20 protein-coding genes are annotated in these 22149 nt (G+C 67.7%); 9 read left to right on the top strand and 11 right to left on the bottom strand.

From position 1 onward, the window contains the following. Nucleotides 1-59 precede the first annotated feature (59 nt). Complete coding sequence (locus tag BKY59_RS03430; protein WP_240499938.1) at nucleotides 60-977, top strand: diguanylate cyclase domain-containing protein; 918 nt, start codon at nucleotides 60-62, stop codon at nucleotides 975-977. Between the two features lie 303 nt (nucleotides 978-1280). Here BKY59_RS03430 and BKY59_RS03425 read toward each other — a convergent pair whose 3' ends face one another. Further along, nucleotides 1281-1649: a WYL domain-containing protein gene (locus BKY59_RS03425; RefSeq protein WP_240499937.1), complete on the bottom strand. Its 369-nt coding sequence runs from the start codon at nucleotides 1647-1649 to the stop codon at nucleotides 1281-1283. Between the two features lie 122 nt (nucleotides 1650-1771). Then, the gene (locus BKY59_RS03420; protein WP_076068690.1) at nucleotides 1772-3400 is read right to left on the bottom strand and encodes an alpha-D-glucose phosphate-specific phosphoglucomutase; all 1629 of its coding nucleotides are present in this window, start codon (nucleotides 3398-3400) and stop codon (nucleotides 1772-1774) included. A 172-nt stretch (nucleotides 3401-3572) separates the two neighbouring features. Between BKY59_RS03420 and BKY59_RS03415 the strand changes: the two genes are divergently transcribed. After that, nucleotides 3573-3854, top strand: coding sequence for an ETC complex I subunit (locus tag BKY59_RS03415; protein WP_076068689.1), 282 nt, complete (start codon nucleotides 3573-3575; stop codon nucleotides 3852-3854). Between the two features lie 357 nt (nucleotides 3855-4211). Here BKY59_RS03415 and BKY59_RS03410 read toward each other — a convergent pair whose 3' ends face one another. Then, nucleotides 4212-4817 (bottom strand): TIGR02466 family protein, encoded by a 606-nt coding sequence (locus BKY59_RS03410; RefSeq protein ID WP_076068688.1) that lies wholly within the window; start codon nucleotides 4815-4817, stop codon nucleotides 4212-4214. 380 nt (nucleotides 4818-5197) lie between these two features. Between BKY59_RS03410 and BKY59_RS03405 the strand changes: the two genes are divergently transcribed. The 6 genes from BKY59_RS03405 to BKY59_RS03380 all read left to right on the top strand — a co-directional run bounded on the left by BKY59_RS03405 (nucleotide 5198) and on the right by BKY59_RS03380 (nucleotide 12458). Next, nucleotides 5198-6295, top strand: a complete 1098-nt coding sequence (locus tag BKY59_RS03405) for a glycosyltransferase (protein WP_076068687.1) — start codon at nucleotides 5198-5200, stop codon at nucleotides 6293-6295. A 152-nt stretch (nucleotides 6296-6447) separates the two neighbouring features. Beyond that, the gene (gene uvrC / locus BKY59_RS03400) at nucleotides 6448-8373 is read left to right on the top strand and encodes an excinuclease ABC subunit UvrC (protein WP_076068686.1); all 1926 of its coding nucleotides are present in this window, start codon (nucleotides 6448-6450) and stop codon (nucleotides 8371-8373) included. A 361-nt stretch (nucleotides 8374-8734) separates the two neighbouring features. Then, on the top strand, nucleotides 8735-9547 hold the full coding sequence (gene mutM, locus BKY59_RS03395; protein WP_076068685.1) for a bifunctional DNA-formamidopyrimidine glycosylase/DNA-(apurinic or apyrimidinic site) lyase: 813 nt from the start codon (nucleotides 8735-8737) through the stop codon (nucleotides 9545-9547). A 113-nt stretch (nucleotides 9548-9660) separates the two neighbouring features. Next, a complete protein-coding gene (gene rpsT, locus BKY59_RS03390) occupies nucleotides 9661-9924 on the top strand; it encodes a 30S ribosomal protein S20 (protein ID WP_076068684.1) in 264 nt (87 codons plus the stop codon). A 487-nt stretch (nucleotides 9925-10411) separates the two neighbouring features. Next, nucleotides 10412-11821 carry a chromosomal replication initiator protein DnaA gene (gene dnaA / locus BKY59_RS03385; RefSeq protein ID WP_076068683.1) on the top strand — a complete coding sequence of 470 codons (1410 nt, stop codon included), beginning with the start codon at nucleotides 10412-10414 and terminating at the stop codon, nucleotides 11819-11821. A gap of 106 nt (nucleotides 11822-11927) precedes the next feature. Continuing rightward, nucleotides 11928-12458 (top strand): P-loop nucleotide/nucleoside kinase family protein, encoded by a 531-nt coding sequence (locus BKY59_RS03380; protein WP_076068682.1) that lies wholly within the window; start codon nucleotides 11928-11930, stop codon nucleotides 12456-12458. A gap of 161 nt (nucleotides 12459-12619) precedes the next feature. Here the strand turns inward: BKY59_RS03380 and BKY59_RS03375 are convergent, their stop codons facing one another. The 4 genes from BKY59_RS03375 to ispH form a co-directional block, all read right to left on the bottom strand. Beyond that, nucleotides 12620-13303 (bottom strand): DUF4136 domain-containing protein, encoded by a 684-nt coding sequence (locus BKY59_RS03375; RefSeq protein ID WP_076068681.1) that lies wholly within the window; start codon nucleotides 13301-13303, stop codon nucleotides 12620-12622. A 299-nt stretch (nucleotides 13304-13602) separates the two neighbouring features. After that, the gene (gene rnhA, locus BKY59_RS03370; protein ID WP_076068680.1) at nucleotides 13603-14085 is read right to left on the bottom strand and encodes a ribonuclease HI; all 483 of its coding nucleotides are present in this window, start codon (nucleotides 14083-14085) and stop codon (nucleotides 13603-13605) included. After that, a complete protein-coding gene (gene thrB / locus BKY59_RS03365) occupies nucleotides 14082-15044 on the bottom strand; it encodes a homoserine kinase (protein ID WP_076068679.1) in 963 nt (320 codons plus the stop codon). Before thrB ends, rnhA begins: the two co-directional genes overlap by 4 nt. A 45-nt stretch (nucleotides 15045-15089) precedes the next feature. Next, entirely contained in the window at nucleotides 15090-16097 is a 1008-nt protein-coding gene (gene ispH, locus BKY59_RS03360; protein WP_076068678.1) for a 4-hydroxy-3-methylbut-2-enyl diphosphate reductase, read from the bottom strand. An 85-nt stretch (nucleotides 16098-16182) separates the two neighbouring features. Here ispH and BKY59_RS03355 point away from each other — a divergent pair, with 85 nt between their 5' ends. Beyond that, entirely contained in the window at nucleotides 16183-16827 is a 645-nt protein-coding gene (locus BKY59_RS03355) for a hypothetical protein (RefSeq protein WP_240499936.1), read from the top strand. Between the two features lie 124 nt (nucleotides 16828-16951). Here BKY59_RS03355 and BKY59_RS03350 read toward each other — a convergent pair whose 3' ends face one another. The 4 genes from BKY59_RS03350 to BKY59_RS03335 all read right to left on the bottom strand — a co-directional run bounded on the left by BKY59_RS03350 (nucleotide 16952) and on the right by BKY59_RS03335 (nucleotide 22128). Next, a complete protein-coding gene (locus BKY59_RS03350) occupies nucleotides 16952-17704 on the bottom strand; it encodes a 3'-5' exonuclease (protein ID WP_076068676.1) in 753 nt (250 codons plus the stop codon). Continuing rightward, a complete protein-coding gene (dinB, locus tag BKY59_RS03345; protein WP_076068675.1) occupies nucleotides 17701-18780 on the bottom strand; it encodes a DNA polymerase IV in 1080 nt (359 codons plus the stop codon). The genes BKY59_RS03350 and dinB overlap by 4 nt, the downstream gene beginning before the upstream one ends. Further along, on the bottom strand, nucleotides 18777-19709 hold the full coding sequence (locus BKY59_RS03340) for a glutaminase (protein WP_076068674.1): 933 nt from the start codon (nucleotides 19707-19709) through the stop codon (nucleotides 18777-18779). Before BKY59_RS03340 ends, dinB begins: the two co-directional genes overlap by 4 nt. 199 nt (nucleotides 19710-19908) lie before the next feature. Continuing rightward, on the bottom strand, nucleotides 19909-22128 hold the full coding sequence (locus BKY59_RS03335) for a putative bifunctional diguanylate cyclase/phosphodiesterase (RefSeq protein ID WP_165374789.1): 2220 nt from the start codon (nucleotides 22126-22128) through the stop codon (nucleotides 19909-19911). Between the last annotated feature and the right edge of the window lie 21 nt (nucleotides 22129-22149).

The raw sequence follows: 22149 nt of genomic DNA, 5'->3' as shown, positions 1-22149 counted from the left end.
CCGGGCGGTGGATGAAGTATCTCGGGGGCTGTCCGGCGGTGAGGGCTGATATTGGGGCAATGGGCGAACGGCCCGAGGCCAGTCTGATGTGCCGCGCGGCGGCGCTGGCCGGGTTCGGCGCGTGGGAATGCGACCTGGCCGACGACCGGCTGTCCTGGACGGACGCGGTGTACGACATGTTCGGGCTGTGCCCGTCGCGGCCGGCGGTGCGGGCCGAGATGATCGGACAATATAGCGAGGAATCACGCGAGCTGCTGGAACGGGTCCGCAGCGATGCGATCCGCCGCTGCCGCCCGATGCGGATCGACGCGGAGATCGTGCGTACGGACGGAGCGCGGCGGTGGCTGCGGCTGACCGGCGACGTGGTGGTCCGGGGTGGACGTGCGGTGCGGCTTTACGGGTTGAAACAGGACGTGACCGACGAACGCCTGCGATGGGACGCGATGCGCCGCATGGCGGAGCAGGACGCGCTGACCGGCCTTGCCAACCGGGCGCTGTTCCAGAACCGGTTCCTGGATACGGCGTCGGTGCGGCCGCTGGGGGCGCTGCTGTTGCTGGACCTGGACGGGTTCAAGCAGGTGAACGACCGGCTGGGCCACGACGCCGGCGATGCGTGCCTGCGCGCGGCGGCGGAACGGCTGGCGACCGGGTTCGCCGACGCGGAAATGGTGGCGCGGATCGGCGGCGACGAGTTCGCGGTGCTGCTGCATGCGGACGGAGCGGACGGGGACCGGCTGGAACGCCGGGTGGCGCGCTATCTGGCGGCGCTGGGCGTGCCGATCCCGTGGAACGGCCGGATGCTGGAGGTGCGCGGATCGATCGGCATCGCGCGGCCGGACGACCCGTGGCGCTACGATCCGGAAGCGGTCTTCGCCGCCGCCGACGCCGCGCTCTATGCCGTAAAGGCGGCGGGGCGGAACGGGTATCGTGTGGCGGAGCGGGGTGTCCCGGCGGAGCTGGGGCGGCAGCGGGCTTAGCGCCGGTTACCCGGCTCGAACCAAATGGGGTGGAGGAGCAAGTCTTTCGACACGATCATGGTCTGGCGTCAGGAGCGATCAGGTTTGACCGCCCGTCGTCGCGGACTTGATCCGGGATGACGGTGTGCTGAGCCGACTTCAATGTAACCAAATGCGCTTGGGGCTTTGCACTGCCTGCCGATGTTCCCTGCGGTGCCGTAGGGCGTCTCGACTGCGCTCGGGAAGCGCGGTTTTTCGGCGGGATCATCACGCCGGACGAGGCGCGACGATGGAACCGGCCTCGGCCTCACGTCGCTTGGACGGTCAGCCCGGCGTCGCCATCAGGATAACGGTGTCGGCATAGGCCGGGTTGTCGGCGTCGAAGGCGGGGTGGCGGGTGAAGGGGAAGGAAGTTAGCGCCAGGTCGGTCAGACCCGAGAGACGGAAGGCGCCGAGCTTGATGAGCTTGGGGCGCGCGCCGTCGCGTTCCAGCACGACCGCGTCAAGGATCGGATCGTCGTGCCGCGTGTAGAGGACGTGCGGCGCGATGCGGATCGACGTCTTGTTGTAGGTGGCCTGAAGGCAGAGCTTGCGCGCGATGGCGGTGGTGACGACCGGCGGGACCGGCGTGACGACGTCGTCGGGCACGACGGCCGCGGCGGGGGCGCGGAGAACGAGGCGGGGCTTTTCCATAGCCCTTTCCTGTACGGCAGGCGAGGCGATTTTGCACGCGGAAAGGCGTGCGGTCGCGGTTGGGACGCGGTCTTTCCAAGCTACCCCGCCCTCCCCCCGGTGGGGGGAGGGGGACGGTCGGGTCAGGTGATGACGTCGGGTTCGGTTCGGCCGGTGTGCGCCGTGATGCCGGCCAGCGCTTCTGCCGCAGCGATGAGCGGGGCGAGGGCGTCGGCGACGGCGTGGTCGAGCGTGCCGTCCGCCGGTTCGTAGCGTTCGAGATAGACGCGCAGCGTGGCGCCTTCGGTTCCGGTGCCGGAGAGCCGGAACACGATGCGCGATCCGCCATCGAACAGGATGCGGATACCCTGGTTGCGGCTGACCGATCCGTCCGTCGGATCGGTATAGGCGAAGTCGTCGGCGGTGGCGACGGTCAGGCCCTCGACGGTCGTTCCCGGCAGGGTGACGAGCCGCGCACGCAGCGCGGCCATCAGCGCGTCGGCACCGGCGGTGGGGACGCCTTCATAATCGTGACGCGCATAATAGTTGCGGCCGTGGCGCGCCCAATGGTCGTGGACGATGTCGGCCACGCTCTGCCCGCGGACGGCGAGGATGTTGAGCCATAGCAGCACCGCCCACAGCCCGTCCTTTTCGCGGACATGGTCGGAGCCGGTGCCGGCGCTTTCCTCGCCACAGAGGGTGACGAGGCCGGCGTCGAGCAGCGTGCCGAAGAATTTCCAGCCGGTGGGGGTTTCATAGGCGGGGATGCCGAGCGCGGCGGCGACGCGATCGGCCGCCTGGCTGGTGGGCATCGAGCGCGCGATCCCGGCGAGGCCCTTCGCATAGGCCGGCGCGAGGTGCGCGTTGGCGGCGAGCAGCGCGAGCGAATCGGACGGCGTGACGAAGATGTCGCGGCCGATGATGAGGTTGCGGTCGCCGTCGCCGTCCGACGCGGCGCCGAAATCGGGCGCGTCGGGGGCCATCATGCGCGCGTGGAGTTCGTGCGCGTGGACGAGGTTGGGATCGGGATGGTGCCCGCCGAAATCGGGCAGCGGCGTGCCGTTGACGACGGTGCCGGGGGCGGCGCCCAGCCGGCATTCGAGGATTTCGGTAGCGTAGGGGCCGGTGACCGCGTGCATCGCATCGAACGACAGCCGCGTGCCGGACGCGATCATCGCGCGGATCGCGCCGAAATCGAACAACGTCTCCATCAGATCGGCATAGTCCGTCACCGGATCGACGATACGGACGCGCATGGTGCCGACCCGCGTATCGCCGTCGCGGTCGAGATCGACGTCGGGGGTGTCCATCGTCAGGTAGCGGTCGATCGTCTTCGTGCGGGCAAAGATGGCGTCGGTGATCGCCTCGGGCGCAGGGCCGCCATTGCCGATATTATACTTGATCCCGAAATCCTCGTCCGGGCCGCCGGGATTGTGGCTGGCCGACAGAATGAGCCCGCCATAGGCGTGGTGCAGGCGGATCATGTGCGATGCGGCGGGCGTGGACAGGATGCCGCCGCGCCCGACGAGCACCGCGCCGAACCCGTTGGCGGCGGCCATGCGGATCGCGACCTGGATAACGTCGCGGTTGAAATAGCGCCCGTCGCCGCCGATCACGAGCGTCTTGCCGGCGAAGTCGGACAGGCTGTCGAACACCGACTGGATGAAATTCTGCGCATAATGCGGCTGGGCGAAGACGCGGACCTTCTTGCGCAGGCCGGACGTGCCGGGTTTCTGGTCGTCGAACGCTATGGTCTCTACGGTCTGGATCACGCGTGTTTCCCCCGAAAGCAGTGTCGCGGCAGGGGGTATGCGGATATCGGGGCGGTCGCAAGCCGCAGGAGCAGGGCGGCGGGACCGGGGGCGGGACGATATCGGCGGCCTTGACGCTGGAACGTCGGGCGGGGCATGGCCGTGCGCGACTATCGAGGCGATCGGACGGACCATGGGCAAGGCGCGGATCTACCAGCGGGCGAAGAGCAGCATGAGTTCGGGACGCGCGCGGACCGGGCAATGGGTGCTGGAACATGAACCGGCCGAACGCAAGGTGCCGGACCCGCTGACCGGCTGGGCCGGGTCGGGCGACACCAACGGGCAGATCAGCCTGACCTTTCCCACGCTGGAGGCCGCGCAGGCTTATGCGGCGCGGAATGGGCTGGAGACGACGATCATCCCGCTACAGCCGCGGAAGCTGAAGCTGCAGGCCTATTCGGATAATTTTCAGTAGGATCCGGGGCTCCGGACTGGTTTCGGTGGCTTTTTAGATCTGAGTTCCGTTTGGTTCGAGCCTGTCGAGAACTCCGCGCGGGGTTCTCGACAGGCTCGAACCAAACGGGGGTTTGTATTGTTTGCCGGTTCGGCTTTTGTGTCCGGGTCCCGTTTGATGCCTGTGAGGGCCAGGTAGTTTCCCCGGAGGTCTGTCTCGGGGTGTTGTTGGCTTCTCGGCTTCGCTCGAAGAGTCCCTCGACTTCGCTCGGGATGGGCGGTTTCTTGTGCTCAGGTTCCGTTCCCTGGCGAAGGCCGGGGACCTGTTTGAGTGTTTTGAGAACCGTTCGAGGTGCGCGAAACGTCGTGCGGTCTCCACTCACCGCCGGTAGTTGAAGCTCACGCTGATCCGTTCCGACTTCGCCGTCCCGGGGGCGACTTCGTGGCGGAGCCAGCTTTCCCAGAGGAAGATGCTGCCGGGTTCGGGCCGGGCGTAGACGAAGGTCTGGCTGTCCTCGGGCGCATTGTCGGTGCGTTGCGGGGCGGCCATCATCATGGGGAGGCGGGGGTCCTCCAGCTTCAGCGGGCCGGCGCCGGGCGGGACGGCGATGTAGACCGTGCCGGACACGACGCTGCCCGGATGGAGGTGGCCGCTGTGCATGCCGGCGGGTTTCAGGACGTTGACCCAGAGGCTGTCGAGTTTCAGCTTCCGCCCGCCGAGATCCATGAACGATTCGGTGGCGAAGCGCTGGACGTGGGCATCTAGCTTGCGTTTCAGGTCGGCGAAGGCGGGGTCGCGCATGGGCAGGTCGTCGAGCGAGGCGTAGCTGGTGTAGCCGGGATAGCCCTTCGCCTTGCACCAGGCGCGGCCGGCGCGATCGTCCTGCGCCAGTGTGCGGCAGCTGTGGTCGAGTTCCTCCAGGAGGTCCGCGTCGGCGAGGGCGCCTTCGTAGAAGCGCGTGGCGAAGAGGCTGCGTGTGGTCATTGCCAAGCTGGAAGCATGGCGCGGGGGGTGTGGGCAAGGGGTTTGGTTATTCCCGCCCCGTTTGGTTCGAGCTTGTCGACCAGGTTGAACGCTACCGCCAAACCCCGTCCATGCCGAGCGCAGTCGAGGCACGCTTCCCCGAGCGTAGCCGAGGGGTGATGTGGGCGTCTCGACTGCGGTCGAAGGGTCCTTCGACCTCGCTCGGGATGGACGGGGTTTAGGGGGGAGCGTTTGAAACTGTCTGGAAAGAACGTGGTGCGGCGTTCTCGACAGGCTCGAACCGAACGGGGTTGGTGTCGGGTTCGGGTTTCAGGCTTGGATCCCGCTGGCGTGCCGACCAAGCGATGCGGTAGGTGGAGGGATATTGCGGGGGGCATCCTTTGACCGAGCGGCCGATCAGTTTCTTCATCCATCATCAGGGGCGCGGGCATGCGAACCGGGCGCGGGCGATCATTTCGGAGATGAGCCCGGCGCGGCGGGTGACGGTGATGACGGCGAAGCCTTCGCTGTTCGACGGGTATGACCGGCCGATCAAGATCGTGGAACTGCCCGACATGATCGGCGCGCCGGTGCCGACGGCGGCGCTGTTCGCGGAGGCGACGCCGGATGTGATGCACTGCGTTCCGCTGGGCGTGGAGAAGACGCGGCGGACGATGCGGACGATCATCGATCATCTGGACGATGCGGACCCGACGCTGTTCGTGATCGATGTTTCGGCCGAGCTTGGGCTGCTCGCGCGGATCGCGAGCATGCCGGCGGTGACGGTCCGGATGCATGGCGACCGGATGGATCCGGGGCATCTGGGGGCGTATCAGGCGTGCGTCGGGATGCTGGCGCCCTATGACGCGGCGATCGAGCAGGACGATTATCCGGCCTGGGCGCGGGCGCGGACCTGCTACACCGGCGGGCTGTGCACCACGCTGGCGCCGGTGCCGGACAAGGCGGCGGCGCGGGTCAAGCTGGGGCTGGACCCGGCACAGGACATCATCGTCGTGCTGACCGGCGGGGGCGGGGCGGGGACGCCCTATGCGCCGCTGACGATGGCGGCGCGGGCGTTGCCCGATACGCTGTGGCTGGTGCTGGGGCCGGTGCACCGCGAGGGACACGAGACCGATTTCGGCAATCTGCGCGAACTGGGCTGGGTGCCGGACGTGACGGAGTATCTGGCGGCGGCGGACGTGGTGATCGCGTCGGCCGGCGACAATACGGTGCACGAGATCGCGCGGGTGGGGCGGCCTTATCTGTGCGCGCCGGAGTGGCGCTATTTCGACGAGCAGCTGCGGAAATCGGAGCGGCTGGGCGATGTGGGGGCGGCGGTGGCGTTGCCGAACTGGCCGGGGTCGAATGCGCGGTGGCGGGAGGTTGTGGCCGAGGCGCGGCGGCTGGATGTGGGGCGGTTGCAGGCTTTGTACGATCCGGGGGCGGCGCGGCGGGCGGCGGCGTATCTGGAGGGGATTTCCGATCGGTTGTGGGGTTAGGCTTGGTGGAGAAGCGGGATCCCGGATCAAGTCCGGGATGACGTTGGGATTCTTCATAGCCCCTCCCCTGCAGGAGAGGGGCTTCATGTGTTCCTGACCGGCACTTCCTCCCGGGGCTTCCCGTTTCGTGTCCTGGTCCCTAGATCGCGGGGGTGAGCGATACGACCAGCAGCACCGACCGTTTCAACGAGGAGAAATCCGCCTTTACCGTCCGGGGGAGCGATGCGCCCGATATCGAGGCGGGGGTGGCGGCGATCCGGAACGTGCTGGCGACGCTGCCGCTGCGGCCCGGCGTGTACCGGATGCAGGACGCCAAGGGCGACGTGCTGTATGTCGGCAAGGCGAAGGCGCTGAAGAACCGCGTCGGCAATTATGTGCAGGTGTCGCGCCTGCCCAAACGCATCGCGCGGATGGTGGCGCAGACGCGGTCGATGACGATCGTGACGACCAACACGGAGTCGGAGGCGCTGCTGCTGGAGGCGCAGCTGATCAAGCGGTATCGGCCGCCGTACAACGTCCTGCTGCGCGACGATAAGAGTTTCCCGTTCATCCTGCTGCGTGAGGATCATGCGTTTCCGCGGGTGCAGAAGCATCGTGGCGCGCGCCGTGCGGTCGGGCAATATTATGGGCCGTTCGCCAGTGCGGGGTCCGTCACGCGTACGTTGAACGCGTTGCAGAAGCTGTTTTTGCTCAGGTCCTGCACCGACAGTTTCTTCGCCAACCGGTCGCGGCCGTGCCTGCTGCACCAGATCAAACGCTGTTCCGCGCCGTGCGTCGACCGGATCGCCAAGGAGGACTATGCCGAGCTGGTGAGCGACGCGAAGGCGTTCCTGGGCGGCAAGTCGACGCAGGTGCAGAAGAAGCTGGGCGAGCAGATGTCGGTCGCTGCCGAGGCGATGGATTACGAGCTGGCGACAATTTTGCGCGACCGGTTGCGCGCGCTGACGTTCATCCAGGGGACGCAGGCAATCAATGCGGAGGGGATCGGCGACGCGGATGTCTTCGCGCTGGCCAACCGGTCGGGCGTGATGGGGATCCAGGCGTTCTTCATCCGCGGCGGGCAGAATTGGGGGCATCGCAGCTTCTTCCCCGCACACACGGCCGAGGTGCCGGAGGAGGAGGTGCTCGCCGGGTTCCTGATGCAGTTCTACGAGGAGGTGCCGCCGCCCAAGCTGGTGCTGCTCGACCGCGTGCTGCCGGAGGCGGTGCTGATCGAGGCGGCGCTGACCGAGAAGGCGGAGCGCAAGGTGCAGCTGAAGCAGCCACAGCGCGGCGACCAGGTGAAGCTGGTCGCGCAGGCGAGCCGCAACGCGATCGAGGCACTGGACCGGCGGCTGGCGGAGTCGACGACGCAGGGGAAGCTGCTGTCCGAGGTGGCCGACCTGTTCGAGCTTGAGGGGCCGCCGGGGCGCATCGAAGTGTACGACAACAGTCATATCATGGGCACCAACATGGTCGGCGCGATGATCGTCGCAGGGCCGGAGGGGTTCCGGAAGGGCGCGTACCGCAAGTTCAACATCAAGCGGCCGGAGACGGCGGCAGGCGACGATTTCGCGATGATGCGCGAGGTGCTGGAGCGCCGGTTCGCGCGGCTGGAGAAGGAGGACCCGGAGCGGACGAGCGGCGAGTGGCCGGACTTGTTGCTGATCGACGGCGGCAAGGGGCAGCTGTCGGCGGTGTGCGCGGTGCTGGAGGAAATGGGGGTGCAGGACGTGCCCGTCGTCGGGATCAGCAAGGGGCCGGACCGCAATGCGGGGCGCGAGCATTTCCACATGCCGGGCGGGCGCGAGTCGATGTTGCCGCTCAATTCGCCGGTGCTGTTCTTCCTGCAACGGCTGCGCGACGAAGCGCACCGCTTTGCGATCGGCGCGCACCGGGCGAAGCGGGCGAAGGCGTTCACGGCGAACCCGCTGGACGACGTGCCGGGGATCGGCCCGGCGCGGAAGAAGGCGCTGCTGATGCATTTCGGGACCGCCAAGGCGGTGCGCGCGGCGGCGCTGGAGGATCTGCAGCGCGCGCCGGGGGTGTCGGCGGCAATGGCGCGGGCGATCCATGACCATTTTCATGCCGGGGGGTGACTAAGCACCAGCCCGTTTGGTTCGAGCCTGTCGAGAACGCTGCGCTAAGTTCTCGACAGGCTCGAACCGAACGGGGTTTGGGGGTTGGGTCGGGTTCTCGACAGGCTCGAACCGAACGGGGGGGGTGCGGGCCTTCGAACTCCTGTCCTCCGAACTACCTCACGCCCCCCGTCCATCCCGAGCGCAGTCGGGGGCCTTTCCCCGAGCGTAGCCAAGGGGCGATGTGGGCTTCTCGGCTTCGCTCGAAGGGGCCCTCGACTTCGCTCGGGATGGACGGGTGTGGGGGGGTGACCGACCAGCGTGGTTTCGCAGATCCGGGGGCGCGCTTGCCGCGGGCGGTCCCCGACCATATCTCCGCACCATGCCAGAATTACCGGAAGTCGAGACGACCGTGCGGGGGTTGCGTCCTGTGCTCGAGGGGGCGCGGCTGACCCTGGTGGAGCCGCGCCGGGCGGATATCCGGCGGGCGATACCGGTCGACCTGCGGCAGCGGATGACGGGGGCGGTGGTGACCGCGCTGGGGCGGCGTGCCAAATACGGTCTGGTGAGCACGGACCGCGGCGATACGATGATCTTTCATCTGGGCATGTCGGGGCGCTGGCGGATCGATCCGGGCGAGGTGGGGAAGCATGACCATCTGGTGCTGGAAACCGATGCGAGGCGACGGCTGGCGCTGAACGACGCGCGGCGGTTCGGGTCGATCGACCTGGTGCGGACCGACGACGTGGAGGCCTTCCCGGCGTTCGCCGCGCTGGGGCCGGAGCCGCTGGGGGCGGCGTTCAATCGCGCCTACCTGAGTGCGAAGCTCGCCGGACGGGCAGGACCGATCAAGGCGTTGCTGCTCGATCAGCGGATCGTGGCGGGGCTGGGCAATATCTATGTGTGCGAGGCGCTGAACATGGCGGGGATCGCGCCGTCCAGTGCAGGCGGTTCGATCGGGCCGCGGCGGCTGGGGCGGTTGGTCGATGCGGTGCGCGCGGTGCTGCTGTCGGCGATCGACGCGGGCGGATCGACGTTGCGCGACTATGCGCAGCCGGACGGCAATCTGGGCTATTTCAGCACGCAGTTCCGGGTCTATGGCCGGACGGGTGACGCCTGCCCATGCGGGGGTGTGGTGGAACGCCGCGCGGAGGGCGGGCGATCGACCTTCTGGTGCCCCAAATGCCAGCGTTGAGGAACGCCGTTTCGGTTGACCGGTCCGGGGAATCGCAGTAGGGAACGCGCCTTCACGGTTCGGGCCTGCGCCTGCGCCGTTTAAATCATTTAGCCTGTCGAGGACTGATTTCTATGGCGAACACGCCACAAGCCAAGAAGCGTATCCGCCGCAATGAGCGTCGTGCCGAAATCAACGGCGCGCGCGTGAGCCGGATCCGGACGTTCGTGAAGAAGGTCGAACTGGCTCTGGCGACGGGCGACAAGGATGCAGCGGCAACGGCACTGCTGGCGGCTCAGCCGGAGATGATGCGCGGCGTGTCCAAGGGCGTGCTGCACAAGAACACCGTTTCGCGCAAGATTTCGCGCCTGACCAAGCGCGTCGCCGCGCTGGGCTAAGGCGTACGCATCGCTCTTGGGCGGTGTTAGCGGATGGTATGAAAAGACCCGGTGGCTACCAAGCCGCCGGGTTTTTTCGTGCGTCCGGAAAAGCGCGGATTACCGCGGTTCCTCGTTTGATTCGTTTGGAACAGACGGGCAACGGCTGCCGGAAAATCGTTGAACTGGAATGGCTTGCGAGGCATCGGACGCATTTCTGCGGGCTTTGGCTGTCAAACGGTTTATTTCCGTTCAGTGACATTTCCGGGGATTGATCGCGCCCCGCGCCTGTCCCTAGAAAGGGGTCTGCCGCGGGGCGACTCTCCGTTGGCGGCACACAGTCTTGGTGATCCGGACTCCGGTGGTGGCCGTTCGCGGCTTTCGCATCGGAAACGTGCGTCCTTCCGTCGGAAGGACGCAGGAGACCTTTCCGGACGGTGGATCGACAGGACTGACATGTCGCAGCCTTGGTGGCGCGGTGAATGGGGAGACGGGCGTGGCAGTTGCAATGGAGGCGATCGACGATGTTGCCGCGGGGATGTCCCCGGTCGAGGCCGCATGGATCGCCGTCCGCGATATGCTCCGCCGGTCGTTGGGTGCGCGCACGTTCGACGGCTGGCTGAAGCCGCTGGGGCTGGACGGATTCGACGACGTTGACGGCGTCGTCACGCTGGCCGCGCCGTCCGATTTCATGGCGAGCTGGGTCGCGACGCATTTTTCCGACCAGCTGCGCGCAGCGTGGCGCGCGGTGTTGCCGCATGTGACCGAAGTGCGCGTGGCGGCCCGCAGCGAGGCCGTCCGGCTGGCAAGTTTTGGCGCGGACACCCCGTCCGCGATCGAGCCGGTCGCCGCTGCTGCCGTCGCCGAGCCGGTGGTGGCGCCGCTGTCGCCGATCGGGACGCCGCTGGAAGCGCGCTACACCTTCGACAGCTTCGTGGTCGGCAAGGCCAACGAGGTCGCGTACAACGCGGCGCGGACGCTGGCGCTGGGTGGGCCGGTGACGTTCAACCCGCTGTTCCTGCATGGCGGCACCGGCCTCGGCAAGACGCACCTGATGCATGCGATCGGCCAGGATTATCTGGCGCGCCACCCGGATGCGCGCGTGATCTACATGTCCGCCGAAAAGTTCATGTTCGAATTCGTGTCCGCGATGCGCGCGAAGGATACGCTGTCGTTCAAGGCGCGGCTGCGGTCCGCCGACCTGCTGATGATCGACGACGTCCAGTTCATCGCGGGCAAGGATTCGACGCAGGAAGAATTCTTCCACACGATGAACGAGATCATCTCGGCCGGGCGCAGGCTCATCATCACTGCGGATCGCAGCCCGCAGGACCTGGAAGGGATCGAAAGCCGCATCCTGTCGCGGCTGGGCTGGGGCCTGGTGGCGGACGTGAACCCGGCCGATTTCGAGCTGCGGCTGAACATCATCGACAAAAAGCTGGAAGGCATGACCGGGGCCGCGGTGCCGGCCGATGTCGCGATGTTCCTGGCCAAGCGGATCAGCGCGAACGTCCGCGAGCTGGAAGGCGCGCTGAACCGTGTGGTGGCCTATGCCACGCTGCTCGGGCGGACGATCGACATGGATTTTGCGCAGGAGACGCTGTCCGACCTGTTGCGCGCTAACCAGCGTCGCATCACGATCGAGGAGATCCAGCGGCGTGTGTCGGATCATTATCGCATCCGCCAGACAGAGATGTCGAGCGCGCGCCGCGCGCGCGAGGTCGCGCGGCCGCGACAGGTGGCGATGTATCTGTCCAAGCAGCTGACGCCGCGTTCGCTGCCCGAGATCGGCCGGCGATTCGGCGGGCGCGATCATACGACCGTGATCCACGCGGTGAAGCAGATCGAGAAGCTGCGCGCGCAGGATGCCGAACTGGACGCCGACGTGCGGTTGCTGATCCGCCAGCTGGAAGGCTGAAGGCCCGCGCCGGCGTGTCTGCCGCGCGTCGGGGTGTCGGGTGTTGCGGATAGGGCGCGTCGCTCAGGCGGGGGACCGGCCCGGCCGACATGACGGCGGAGATTTGATGCTCATCGTTCTCAGCGGACTGCCCGGTACGGGCAAGACGACGATCGGAAAGGCGTTGGTCGTCAGATTGTCGGCGGCCTATGTTCGGGTCGACGAGATCGAACATGCGCTCCGGCACTATCCGGGATTTGCCGACGATGTCGGTGCCGCAGGTTATGCCGTCGCCTTTGCGGTTGCAGCGTCGAACCTGAAGCTTGGCAATCCGGTTGTCGCCGACGGCGTCAACCCCGTTCCCGAAAGCCGCGAGGGCTGGCGCGCGGTGGCGCGCGCCGTGGTGGGGGTACGTCTCGTCGAGGTGGAAGTCGTCTGTAGCGACGAAGCCGAACATCGGCGTCGGGTGGAGGGGCGTGCGCCGGACATACATGGTTTCACGCTGCCGACATGGGCGTCGGTGGTCTCGCACGACTATGTCCCGTGGACGGAACCTCGGCTCATCGTGGATACAGCAATTGTTAGTGTTTCGGACGCCGTCGCGCTGATCGAAACGCAACTGGTGGCGATGGCCGCGCAGGGCCAGACGTCGCGATAAGGCGACGCGTTGCGCGCGTCAGCGATCCGCCTCACTTCCGCTTGTGCCGAGCGTAGTCGAGGACCGGACTAGCGTCATCACCCTCTGCGGGACGCGGGCGATGCCAATGAAAAAGCCCCGGCCTTTCGGTCGGGGCTTTCGTTCTTGCCTGGCGCGGTGACTTAACGGCGACGGTCGCGGATGGTGGAGGGGCGGTTGTCCTCGGGGATGGTGATACGCACCTCCTCGCCCGAACGGCCGGGGAAGGCGGTGAACATCGCTTCGACCAGATTGGGGACGATGCGCGGCAGGCTGTCGGTGCGCGAGCGGGCCTTGGCCTTACCCTCGAACAGCCGTTCGCCATCGGCGGTGCGGCTGATCTGCATGTCGAGGAAGGTGGTGAAATAGGTGTAGCTCTGGACGTTGTTGTAGCCGCCACCGAAGAACGGATCGCCATAGCCGTAGAAGAAGGGCGAGCCGAACCCGTAGCGGCCATAGCCAAAGCGCCCGAAGCCGCCGAACCCGCCATAGCCGAATCCGCCGCCGAAGCCGGGGGTGGAGACGACCTTCTCGTTACCATTGTCCACGCCGTAGTCGAGCGAGACGACGAAGGTGGCGGCCGACGGCGTGGCGGCCGGACGATAGCCCTGGCGGGCCAGTTCCTGCGTCACGTAGCTGGCATACTGTGCGAATTCGAGGCCACCGCGCTTGTCCGGATCGAGCGCCTGGACGACGAAGCTCTGTCCCTGCGGCGCGGGCATGCGCTGGTAACGCGAAACGTCGGCCGCGAACGGCGTGGCACACGCGCTGAGCGCGAGCAGGGAGAGCGGAGCGGCGAGGGAGAGAATCGTGCGACGGAGCGACATGGGGTTCGACTTTCTGGCGGACGGAATTCTGGGCAGTTGACCGCCTATATGGGGCGGTTTGCCTGAATGACAATTGAACGTCCGGGCCAGGGCTTTCGTTGCCTCATGTCCGAAGGAGGTACGCGCGGGAGTGCGCACAGATGAGTTCTGGTTGACTCAATCCAGATCCGTCCATGCCGAGCGCAGTCGAGGCACTCCCCCGAGCGTAGCCGAGGGGTGCTGTCGGACGTCTCGGCCACGCTCAACGGGTCCCTCGACTGCGCTCGGGATGGACGGTTTAGTTTAAGCCCATGTCGCCGTTAGCGGCGGGCACCTAGCGCGGCGGTGGATGCCAGTATGTCGGCGCGTTCGTTGTCGGGATGGCCGGCATGGCCCTTGACCCATTTCCATTCGATCCAATGGCGGGCGGAGGCGGCGATCAGGTCCTGCCACAGGTCGGCATTCTTGACGGGTTGGCGCGCGGCGGTCTTCCATCCGTTTTTCTGCCAGCCCTTGATCCACTTGGTCAGGCCGTCCATCACGTAACGGCTGTCGGTGGAAAGGATGACGTGGCAGGGGCGGGTCAGCGCCTCCAGCCCGCGGATCGCGGCCATCAGTTCCATGCGGTTGTTGGTGGTCAGCACCTCTCCGCCGGACAATTCCTTCTCCTTGCCCGCCGCGCGGATGAGCGCGCCCCAGCCACCGGGGCCGGGATTGCCCTTGCAGGCGCCGTCGGTCGCGATTTCCACGGTCGTGAGCGCAGCGGGGTCGGTGGCCGAAAGCGCGGCGAGGTCGGTCGTCATAGCGGGAACAGGTCTTTCACAGGCAGATCGCGATAGGCGTCCATGCGGCGGACGAAGGCGGTGGGATCCTTGCGGGTGACCAGCGCGTCGCCGGGCGTGTTCAGCCAGTCCCACGCGCGGGTGAGCGCGAAGCGAAGCGATGCGCCGCGGGCCAGGATGGGGAGGGCCGCACGCTCGGCATCGGTCAGGCCGAAGGTCTCGGCATAGCCGGCCAGCAAGGCCGCCGCCCGGTCGCGGTGAAAGACGCTGCCGTCCGGATCGAAGCACCAGGCGGCGTGGGTGACCGCGACGTCGAGCGCGCGCAGATCGGTACAGGCGAAGTAGAAGTCGATCATCCCGGTGACCGCGTCGTCCAGCATCAGGACATTGTCCGGAAACAGATCGGCATGGATGGTGGAAACGGGCAGGGCGTGCGGCCAGTGCGCGTCGAGGAACGCACGTTCGTCGGCCACGCGCGCCGTCAGCCCGGGGATCACCCGATCGAGATCGTCGCCGCAGCGATCGGCCAGCGCGTTCCACCCCGCGATGCCCAGCGCGTTCGGGCGGCGGGGCGCAAAATCGCGCAGCGCGGCATGCAACGCGCCGAGTGCGGCCCCGGCGGCGCGCGCCTGCACCGCGGTGGGATGGGTGACCGACACGCCGGACAGGAACTCGATCAGACAGGCGGGGCGGCCGGCGACGGTCTGGACCTGCACCCCCGCCCGGTCGCGGATAGCACGCGGGACGGGCAGGCCGGCATCGGCGAGATGATCGAGTAGGGACAGGAAGAAGGGCAGGTCGGCCGCGTCGACGCGCCCTTCGTACAGCGTCAGGATGTAGCGGCCGGTGGTCGTGTCGACCAGGAAGTTGCTGTTCTCCACCCCTTCGGCAATGCCCTTTGCCGACAACAGCGTGCCGGCGGTGTAGCGGGCCAGCAGGGCTGCCATCTCCTCTGCGGAGACCTGGGTGAATACGGCCATGGCGGGTTCCGGTGCGTGAAGCGGAGCGGGTGTCAGGCGGGGGTGTCAGGCGGCTTCGAGGCTGCGCGGCAGCTTGAAGACCATCGTTTCCGCGACGCTCTCGACCTCGCGCTCCTCGATCGTGAAGCGGGTGGCGAGCCGGTCGACGACCTCGCGGACCAGCACCTCCGGGGCGGAAGCACCCGCGGTGATGCCGAGCGTGCGCACGCCGGCGAGCCATTCGAAATCGATCTCGGTCGCGCGCTGGATCAGTTTCGCCTTGGTGCCGCCGCGCGCCGCGACCTCCACCAGCCGCAGTGAATTGGACGAATTGGGCGCACCGATGACGAGCATGGCGTCGCACTGCGGCCCGATCGCCTTGACTGCGGCCTGGCGGTTGGACGTGGCGTAGCAGATATCCTCCCCCTTCGGGCCGAGGATCGACGGGAAGCGGTGGCGCAGGACGGCGATGACGTCCGCCGTATCGTCCACCGACAACGTCGTCTGCGTCAGGAACGCCAGATTGTCCGGGTCGGCCGGAACGAGCCGTTCGGCGTGGGCCGCGGTTTCGATCAGCGTCATGCCGCCGACGGGCACCTGGCCGAACGTGCCGATCGCCTCCGGATGACCGCCATGGCCGATGAACAGGATGTGCCGGCCCATTTCGACCAGCCGTTCCGCCTGGCGGTGGACCTTGGACACCAGCGGGCAGGTGGCGTCGAGATAATAGAGCCCGCGTGCCTCCGCGTCGGCGGGCACCGATTTCGGCACGCCGTGCGCGGAGAAGACGACCGGTACGCCGTCCGGCACCTCGTCCAGTTCCTCGATGAAGATCGCGCCCTTCGCCTTCAGCGAGTCCACGACATATTTGTTGTGGACGATTTCGTGGCGGACATAGACCGGGGCGCCATGTTTCTCGATTGCCAGTTCGACGATCCGGATCGCGCGATCCACGCCGGCGCAGAAACCGCGCGGGGCCGCGATCAGCAGCGCAAGCGCGGGACGCACCGGGGACGCATCGCCGCCGGCGGCAGATGTGGCGGCGGGCGTGGCGGGGGGAAACGGATCGGACATACCGCAGGCTTTACGCGATTGCTTGCCTGTCCGGAAGCCGGTTCCTATGATCCGCCCGTTCCCATCCGTGTTCCGGAGTGCCGCCTTGCGCCTGTTGACCCCCGTATTGATCGGCGCCGTCGCGGCCGTATCGCTCTCCGCCTGTTCGTCCGCGGGTGAATTCGACGAAACGGGTGGGGTGCGCATCACGCGGTCGGCCTGTCCGGCGGTGGCGGTGCCGACCTATACCGGTGACGTCACGCTGTTCGACCCGCCCGCCAGCCGCGATGCGCGCGCGATCGACGTGACCGCGACGATCACCAACCTGCAATCGACGTGCAGCGGGCCGACGGACCCGATCCGTACCAACGCGACGTTCGAAGTCCAGGCGCGGCGTGCCGTGGCCGGCCCGGCGCGCGACGTGACGCTGCCCTATTTCGCCACGGTCATGCGCGGCGGGACGACCGTGGTGTCCAAGCAGGTGCAGCAGGTGACGCTGCGGTTCGCGGAAGGCCAGTTGCGCGCGAGTGCCATGGGCAGCGCGGGCGCGACCGTGAACGCGGCCGCCGCGACGCTGCCGGCGGACATATTGGAAAAAGTGACGCGCCGCCGCAAGCCGACCGACGCCGACGCATCGATCGACCCGATGAACGATCCGGCGACGCGGGCGGCCGTGGCGCGCGCCAGCTTCGAACTGCTGATCGGGTTCCAGCTGAACGAGGAACAACTGCGGTACAACGCGACGCGGTAATGGGTCGCGTTCTTTTCCGTTTGTGCTGAGTAGGGGCTGAGCCTGTAGAGAACTCTGCGCGGGGTTCTCGACAGGCTCGAACCAAACGGATTTGGCTGCGGTTTCTGTACCGAGGCCACCAGCCCTAGAACAAGCTCGGCTGGTCCGGTTCGTCGACCGGGTCCGCCGCGCCGTCCCGCCGCCGCTGTTCGGTCTGGGCGGAGTAGCGGACGTCTTCGTCGCGGTCGGTGGTGAAGCGGGTCAGGGCGTCGGTGTCGAGCGCGGTCCAGGCGGTGCCGCGCAGGGGCCCGGCGGGGACGCGGGGGAGGAGGCCGGGGAGGGCGCTCCATTCAAGCAGCGTCGCGACGGACGTGGTCTGGAGCATGTCGCGCAGATGGTGCGCGGTGACGTAGGCGTCGGGAAAGGCGCGGTGGACGGGCAGGCCGCGGTTGCGGTCGAGGCCGGCCGGGTTGCGCCAGTAGCGCAGCACCTGGTTGGAGAAGGACGGGCTGCCCGGCCAGAGGCGGAGCGCGCATTTCCAGGTGCAGATCCAGCCGGCATTGCCGGTCAGCGGCGCCGTGCAGTAGCGTTGTTCAAACGTGGCGCGGTGGGCGGCCAGTGCGACCGCGTCGCTGCGCAGGACGGTCGGCGCGATGTCCGGCCACCGGGGGGCGTCCGCCACGTCGGCGTCGATGATGTGGTGGACGGCCTGCGTCACTGGCGGGATCGGGCGGCCGGGATTGACGAAATGCGCGCCGTCCTGACCGCCAACCCGCCAGACGCCGTCGTCGCCCAGCACGACGTCCTGCCAGCCGATTTCGCAGACCGCGTGCGCAGGCGGACGCGACCCGGTGGTTTCGAGATCCACGACGCGGACAAAGACGGGCGTGGTCGTCATAGCAGCAATCCCGTCTGGCTCGGCGGTTCGCGCGAACAGAGCGCCGACAGTGTCACGCCGAGCAGCCGGACGCCCTTGGGCACCGGCAGGAGATCACGCAGCAGCCCGCGCGCGGTTTCGTCCAGTACGGCGCGCGTCGCGACGGGCCGCATGCTGCTGCGTGCGCGAGTGATCTGGTGGAAATCGCCATATTTCACCTTCAGCGTCACCGTGCGGCCGGCGGCGTCGGACCGGGCGATCCGTTCCCAGACGGCGTCCAGTACGGGATCCAGCGCGGCGAACAGGCCGGCATCGTCGGCGATGTCGGCGGAAAAGGTGCGTTCCGCGCCGATCGACTTGCGGACGCGGTTGAACCGGACCGGGCGGTCGTCCAACCCCGCGGCGGCGCGCAGATAATAGTCCGCCGCCTTCCCGAACCGGGTGCGCAGCCAGTCGGCCGGCCGGGTCAGCAGGTCCGCACCGGTCAGGATGCCATGTTCGGTCATCTTGGCCGCGGTGACGGGGCCGATGCCGTGGAAGCGCCCGACCGGGAGGGCGGCGGCGAAGCGCGGGCCGGCGGACGGCGGAATGACGCAGATGCCGTCCGGCTTGTTATGGTCCGACGCGACCTTTGCCAGGAACTTGTTGTAGGATACGCCAGCCGAGGCGGTAAGGCCGGTCTCGGCGCGGATCGCGGCACGGATCGCCTCCGCTACGTCGCGCGCGGAGGGCACGCCGGTGACGTCGAGGTACGCCTCGTCCAGCGACAGCGGTTCGATCCGGTCGGTATGGCGGCGGAAGATGGCGTGGATCTGGTCGCTGACCGACTTGTAGACATCGAACCGCGGGCGGACGAACAGCAGGTCCGGGCATTTGCGGCGCGCGGTGACCGATGCCATGGCGGAGCGCACGCCGTAGCGCCGTGCCTCGTAACTGGCGGCGGCCACCACGCCGCGTTCGCGCGATCCGCCGACCGCGACGGGCTTGCCGCGCAGTGCCGGATCGTCGCGCTGTTCGACCGAGGCGTAGAAGGCATCCATGTCGACATGGATGATCTTGCGCGACAGGTCGGGCGCGTCCTCGGCGGGCGCGGTCATGCGTCCACCGGATCGAAGACGGACCAGCCGAGCGCGGACGACAGCCGTTCCAGCGCGAGCGTGCCGAGTTGCGAATTGCCCTGCGCGTTCAGCCCGGGCGACCAGACCGCGATCGACCCGCGGCCGGGCGCCACCGCCAATATGCCGCCCCCGACCCCGGACTTGCCCGGTATGCCGACCCGGAACGCGAAATCGCCCGACGCGTCATAATGGCCGCAGGTCAGCATGATCGCGTTGATGCGGCGCGCGCGCACCGGGGTGACGATGCGCCCCGCCCCGGGCGACCGGCCGCCGAGCATCAGGTAGCGCCCGGCCATGGCAAGTTGCCGGCAGCTCATGGCGATGGCGCACTGGTGGAAATAGGTGCCGAGCACCGCATCGACCGGCTGGCTGAGATTGCCGAAACTGCGGATGTAGTTGGCGAGTGCGGCGTTGCGGAACCCATGTTCCTGTTCGGACCGGGCGACGGTTTCGTCGATCACGATATCGTCGTCGTCGGCCAGCGCGCGGACGAAGCGCAGGATTTCACCGATCGCCTCGCGCGGGGAATGGCCGGCGAGGTGGACATCGGTGCAGACCAGCGCGCCGGCGTTGATGAACGGGTTGCGCGGGATGCCGGCCTCGCGTTCCAGCTGGACGATCGAATTGAACGCGCTGCCCGACGGTTCGCGGCCGACGCGCGACCAGAGCGCGTCGCCGACCTTGCCGAGCGCGAGCGTGAGCGCGAAGACCTTCGATATGCTCTGGATCGAGAAGGCGACGTCCGCATCGCCCGCGACGTGGCAGCTGCCGTCCGCGGTGCAGAGCGCGATCCCGAAGCAGGCCGGATCGACCGACCCGAGGCTGGGGATATAGTCGGCCACGCGTCCGCGATCCGGCGCGGCGCGCATTTCGGCGGCGATGCCGGCGAGGAGATCGTCGAGCGGCATGGGGGGCGCTAGCGCGCGACGGCTGTGGACCGAACCACAGCAAAACCCGTCCATGCCGAGCGTAGTCGAGGCACTTCCCCGAGCGTAGCCGAGGGGCGATGTTGACCGTCTCGGCTTCGCTCGACGGGTCCCTCGACTTCGCTCGGGATGGACGGTTTACGCATCATGACGGCGTTGATAGGCGCGCCGTCCGGCGGGGTCAAATCGGGAACAGAGTGTGGATCAGTGCGGGCCGGGTGCGGGCGGCGAAGCGCGCCAGTATGTCCGCGCCGGTCATCGGCCGGCCGTAGAGATAGCCCTGCCCCTCGTCGCAGCCGAGCGACAGCAGGACGCGTTCCTGCGGGCCGGTTTCGATCCCCTCCGCGATCACGGTCAGGTCGAGCCGGTGGCCGATCGCGATCACCCCTTCGACGATGGCGGCGCTATGCGGATCGGTGACGATGTCGGTGACGAAGGACCGGTCGATCTTCAGCCGGGACAGCGGGAAGTTCTTCAGCGTGGCCAACGAGGCGAAGCCGGTGCCGAAATCGTCGAAGGCGATCGCGACCCCGGCGGCATGCAGCGCGCGCAGCGGTTCGAGTTCACCGTCGTGACGCAGCGCGATCGTTTCGGTGATTTCCAGTTCCAGGTCGGTCGGCTGCAACCCATGCCGTTCCAGCGCGGAAAGGACGATATCCTCGAGGTTGCCGGCGCGAATCTGCGCTGCGAACAGGTTGACGCTGATCCGATCGATCGACAGCCCGGCGGCGCGCCAGTCCCGGATCCGTGCGCAGGCCTGGTCGATGACCCAGCAGCCGACCTCGAACGCGGCGGCATGCGTTTCGAGGAGCGGGAGGAAGGCGGCGGGGGGCAGCATGCCACGCTTGGGGTGACGCCAGCGGAGCAGCGCCTCCGTTCCGACCAGCCGCCCGCTGTGGAGCGCCACCTGCGGCTGGTACAGCAATTCCCATTCGCCATTGGCCATTGCGCGGCCGATTTCCATCTTGAACGCGCGGTTGGCGGCAAGATCGGCCCCCATGCCGGAATCGAAGATGCGGTAGGCGCGGCCGCCCTCATGCTTCGCGCGGAACAGCGCCAGATCGGCCCGGATCATGAGTTCGTCCGCGTCCGTCGCGTGGATCGGCGCGACGGCGATGCCGATGCTGACCCCGACCTGCAGATCATGCTGCGCGATGATGATCGGATCGCGCAGCGCCCGCAGGATCGCGCGGGCAACGTCGGTCGCGCGGACCAGCCCCGTATCGCCGGTGAGCAGCACGGCAAATTCGTCCCCGCCGATCCGCCCGAGTGACGCGTCGCCGGTGATCGCGGTCGTCAGGCGGACCGACAGGGCCTGGAGGAACGCATCGCCGACCGCATGGCCGAAGGCGTCGTTCACGGCCTTGAACATGTCGAGATCGAGCGCCAGCACGGTGGCCCGCCCCTGATCGGCCAGGCAGCGTTCGACGCATTCCATGAAACCGCGGCGGTTGAGCAGGCCGGTCAGTTCGTCATGATGCGCAAGATGCTGGAGCCGCGCCTCCCGCGCGCGGCGCGCCGAAATGTCCAGGATGTGCGCGCCGAAGCCCTGGCCTGATGGGCCGTTCCAGTAGGACAGCGTCATCTCGATCGGGAATTCACGGTCGTCGCGGTGCAGCGCCTGCACCTCCACCGTCTTGCCCGCCAGCGTGGGCACGCCGCCGCGGACCAGCCGGGCAAGGCCGACCTGATGCGCGTCGCGGAACCGTTCGGGCACGATCAGCATCAGGTTCCGGCCGATCGCCTCATGCGCGGGATGGCCGAAGATTGCCTCTGCCGCCGCATTCCAGAAGGTGATCCGCCCGTTATGGTCGGCGGTGATGACCGCCATCGTGGTGGTTTCGACGAAGCGTTGCCCGGCCGCCCCGGTCAGCCGGTTGCGCCGCGCATCCAGCGCGCCAGCCGCGATCGCCGCCAGCCGGACGAGCAGCGCGCGGGCATCGTCGGAAAAGTCCGCCCGCGGCGTGTGGTCAAGGATGCAGAAGCTGCCGACCGGCATCCCGTCGCGGTCCAGCAGCAGCGTGCCGGCATAGAAGCGCGTATTGCCGGGCGGCTGGACGAAAGGGTGCATGCGATACCGGTCGTCGGCCGAAAGATCCGGCACGACATGGACGGCGTTGCCGCCGCGCAGCGTGTCGTTGCAGAAGGAGAGGGTGCGGGGGATATTCCGTGCAGCCATCCCGAACCGGCCGATGAACACCTGTTCGTCATGTCCGAACACCGACACCATGCAGACGGGCACGGCCAGCAACTGCGCGCCGAGTGCTGCAAGTTGATCGAACACCGGTTCGATCGCGGTTCCGTTCAGATCATAAGACGCGAGCCGGTCCAGTCGGTCCAGCCCGTACGGCTGATCCGTAGGCAGTGCGAACAGGGTCGCCTTCGAGGTCAGGCTATTCATGGCTTCACGGTTGGGGGTATA

Source organism: Sphingomonas montana (assembly GCF_001956315.1).
Lineage (GTDB): Bacteria > Pseudomonadota > Alphaproteobacteria > Sphingomonadales > Sphingomonadaceae > Sphingomonas_R > Sphingomonas_R montana.
This window is presented reverse-complemented; position numbering and strand designations above follow the sequence as displayed.

What these genes read in the sequence shown, in the direction of transcription:
- BKY59_RS03430 (WP_240499938.1), top strand. Translation starts at nt 60, where the DNA reads ATGGGCGAACGGCCCGAGGCCAGTCTGATGTGCCGCGCGGCGGCGCTG.
- BKY59_RS03425 (WP_240499937.1), bottom strand. Translation starts at nt 1,649, where the DNA reads ATGGAAAAGCCCCGCCTCGTTCTCCGCGCCCCCGCCGCGGCCGTCGTG.
- BKY59_RS03415 (WP_076068689.1), top strand. Translation starts at nt 3,573, where the DNA reads ATGGGCAAGGCGCGGATCTACCAGCGGGCGAAGAGCAGCATGAGTTCG.
- BKY59_RS03410 (WP_076068688.1), bottom strand. Translation starts at nt 4,817, where the DNA reads ATGACCACACGCAGCCTCTTCGCCACGCGCTTCTACGAAGGCGCCCTC.
- mutM (WP_076068685.1), top strand. Translation starts at nt 8,735, where the DNA reads ATGCCAGAATTACCGGAAGTCGAGACGACCGTGCGGGGGTTGCGTCCT.
- rpsT (WP_076068684.1), top strand. Translation starts at nt 9,661, where the DNA reads ATGGCGAACACGCCACAAGCCAAGAAGCGTATCCGCCGCAATGAGCGT.
- dnaA (WP_076068683.1), top strand. Translation starts at nt 10,412, where the DNA reads ATGGAGGCGATCGACGATGTTGCCGCGGGGATGTCCCCGGTCGAGGCC.
- BKY59_RS03380 (WP_076068682.1), top strand. Translation starts at nt 11,928, where the DNA reads ATGCTCATCGTTCTCAGCGGACTGCCCGGTACGGGCAAGACGACGATC.
- BKY59_RS03375 (WP_076068681.1), bottom strand. Translation starts at nt 13,303, where the DNA reads ATGTCGCTCCGTCGCACGATTCTCTCCCTCGCCGCTCCGCTCTCCCTG.
- rnhA (WP_076068680.1), bottom strand. Translation starts at nt 14,085, where the DNA reads ATGACGACCGACCTCGCCGCGCTTTCGGCCACCGACCCCGCTGCGCTC.
- thrB (WP_076068679.1), bottom strand. Translation starts at nt 15,044, where the DNA reads ATGGCCGTATTCACCCAGGTCTCCGCAGAGGAGATGGCAGCCCTGCTG.
- ispH (WP_076068678.1), bottom strand. Translation starts at nt 16,097, where the DNA reads ATGTCCGATCCGTTTCCCCCCGCCACGCCCGCCGCCACATCTGCCGCC.
- BKY59_RS03350 (WP_076068676.1), bottom strand. Translation starts at nt 17,704, where the DNA reads ATGACGACCACGCCCGTCTTTGTCCGCGTCGTGGATCTCGAAACCACC.
- dinB (WP_076068675.1), bottom strand. Translation starts at nt 18,780, where the DNA reads ATGACCGCGCCCGCCGAGGACGCGCCCGACCTGTCGCGCAAGATCATC.
- BKY59_RS03340 (WP_076068674.1), bottom strand. Translation starts at nt 19,709, where the DNA reads ATGCCGCTCGACGATCTCCTCGCCGGCATCGCCGCCGAAATGCGCGCC.
- BKY59_RS03335 (WP_165374789.1), bottom strand. Translation starts at nt 22,128, where the DNA reads ATGAATAGCCTGACCTCGAAGGCGACCCTGTTCGCACTGCCTACGGAT.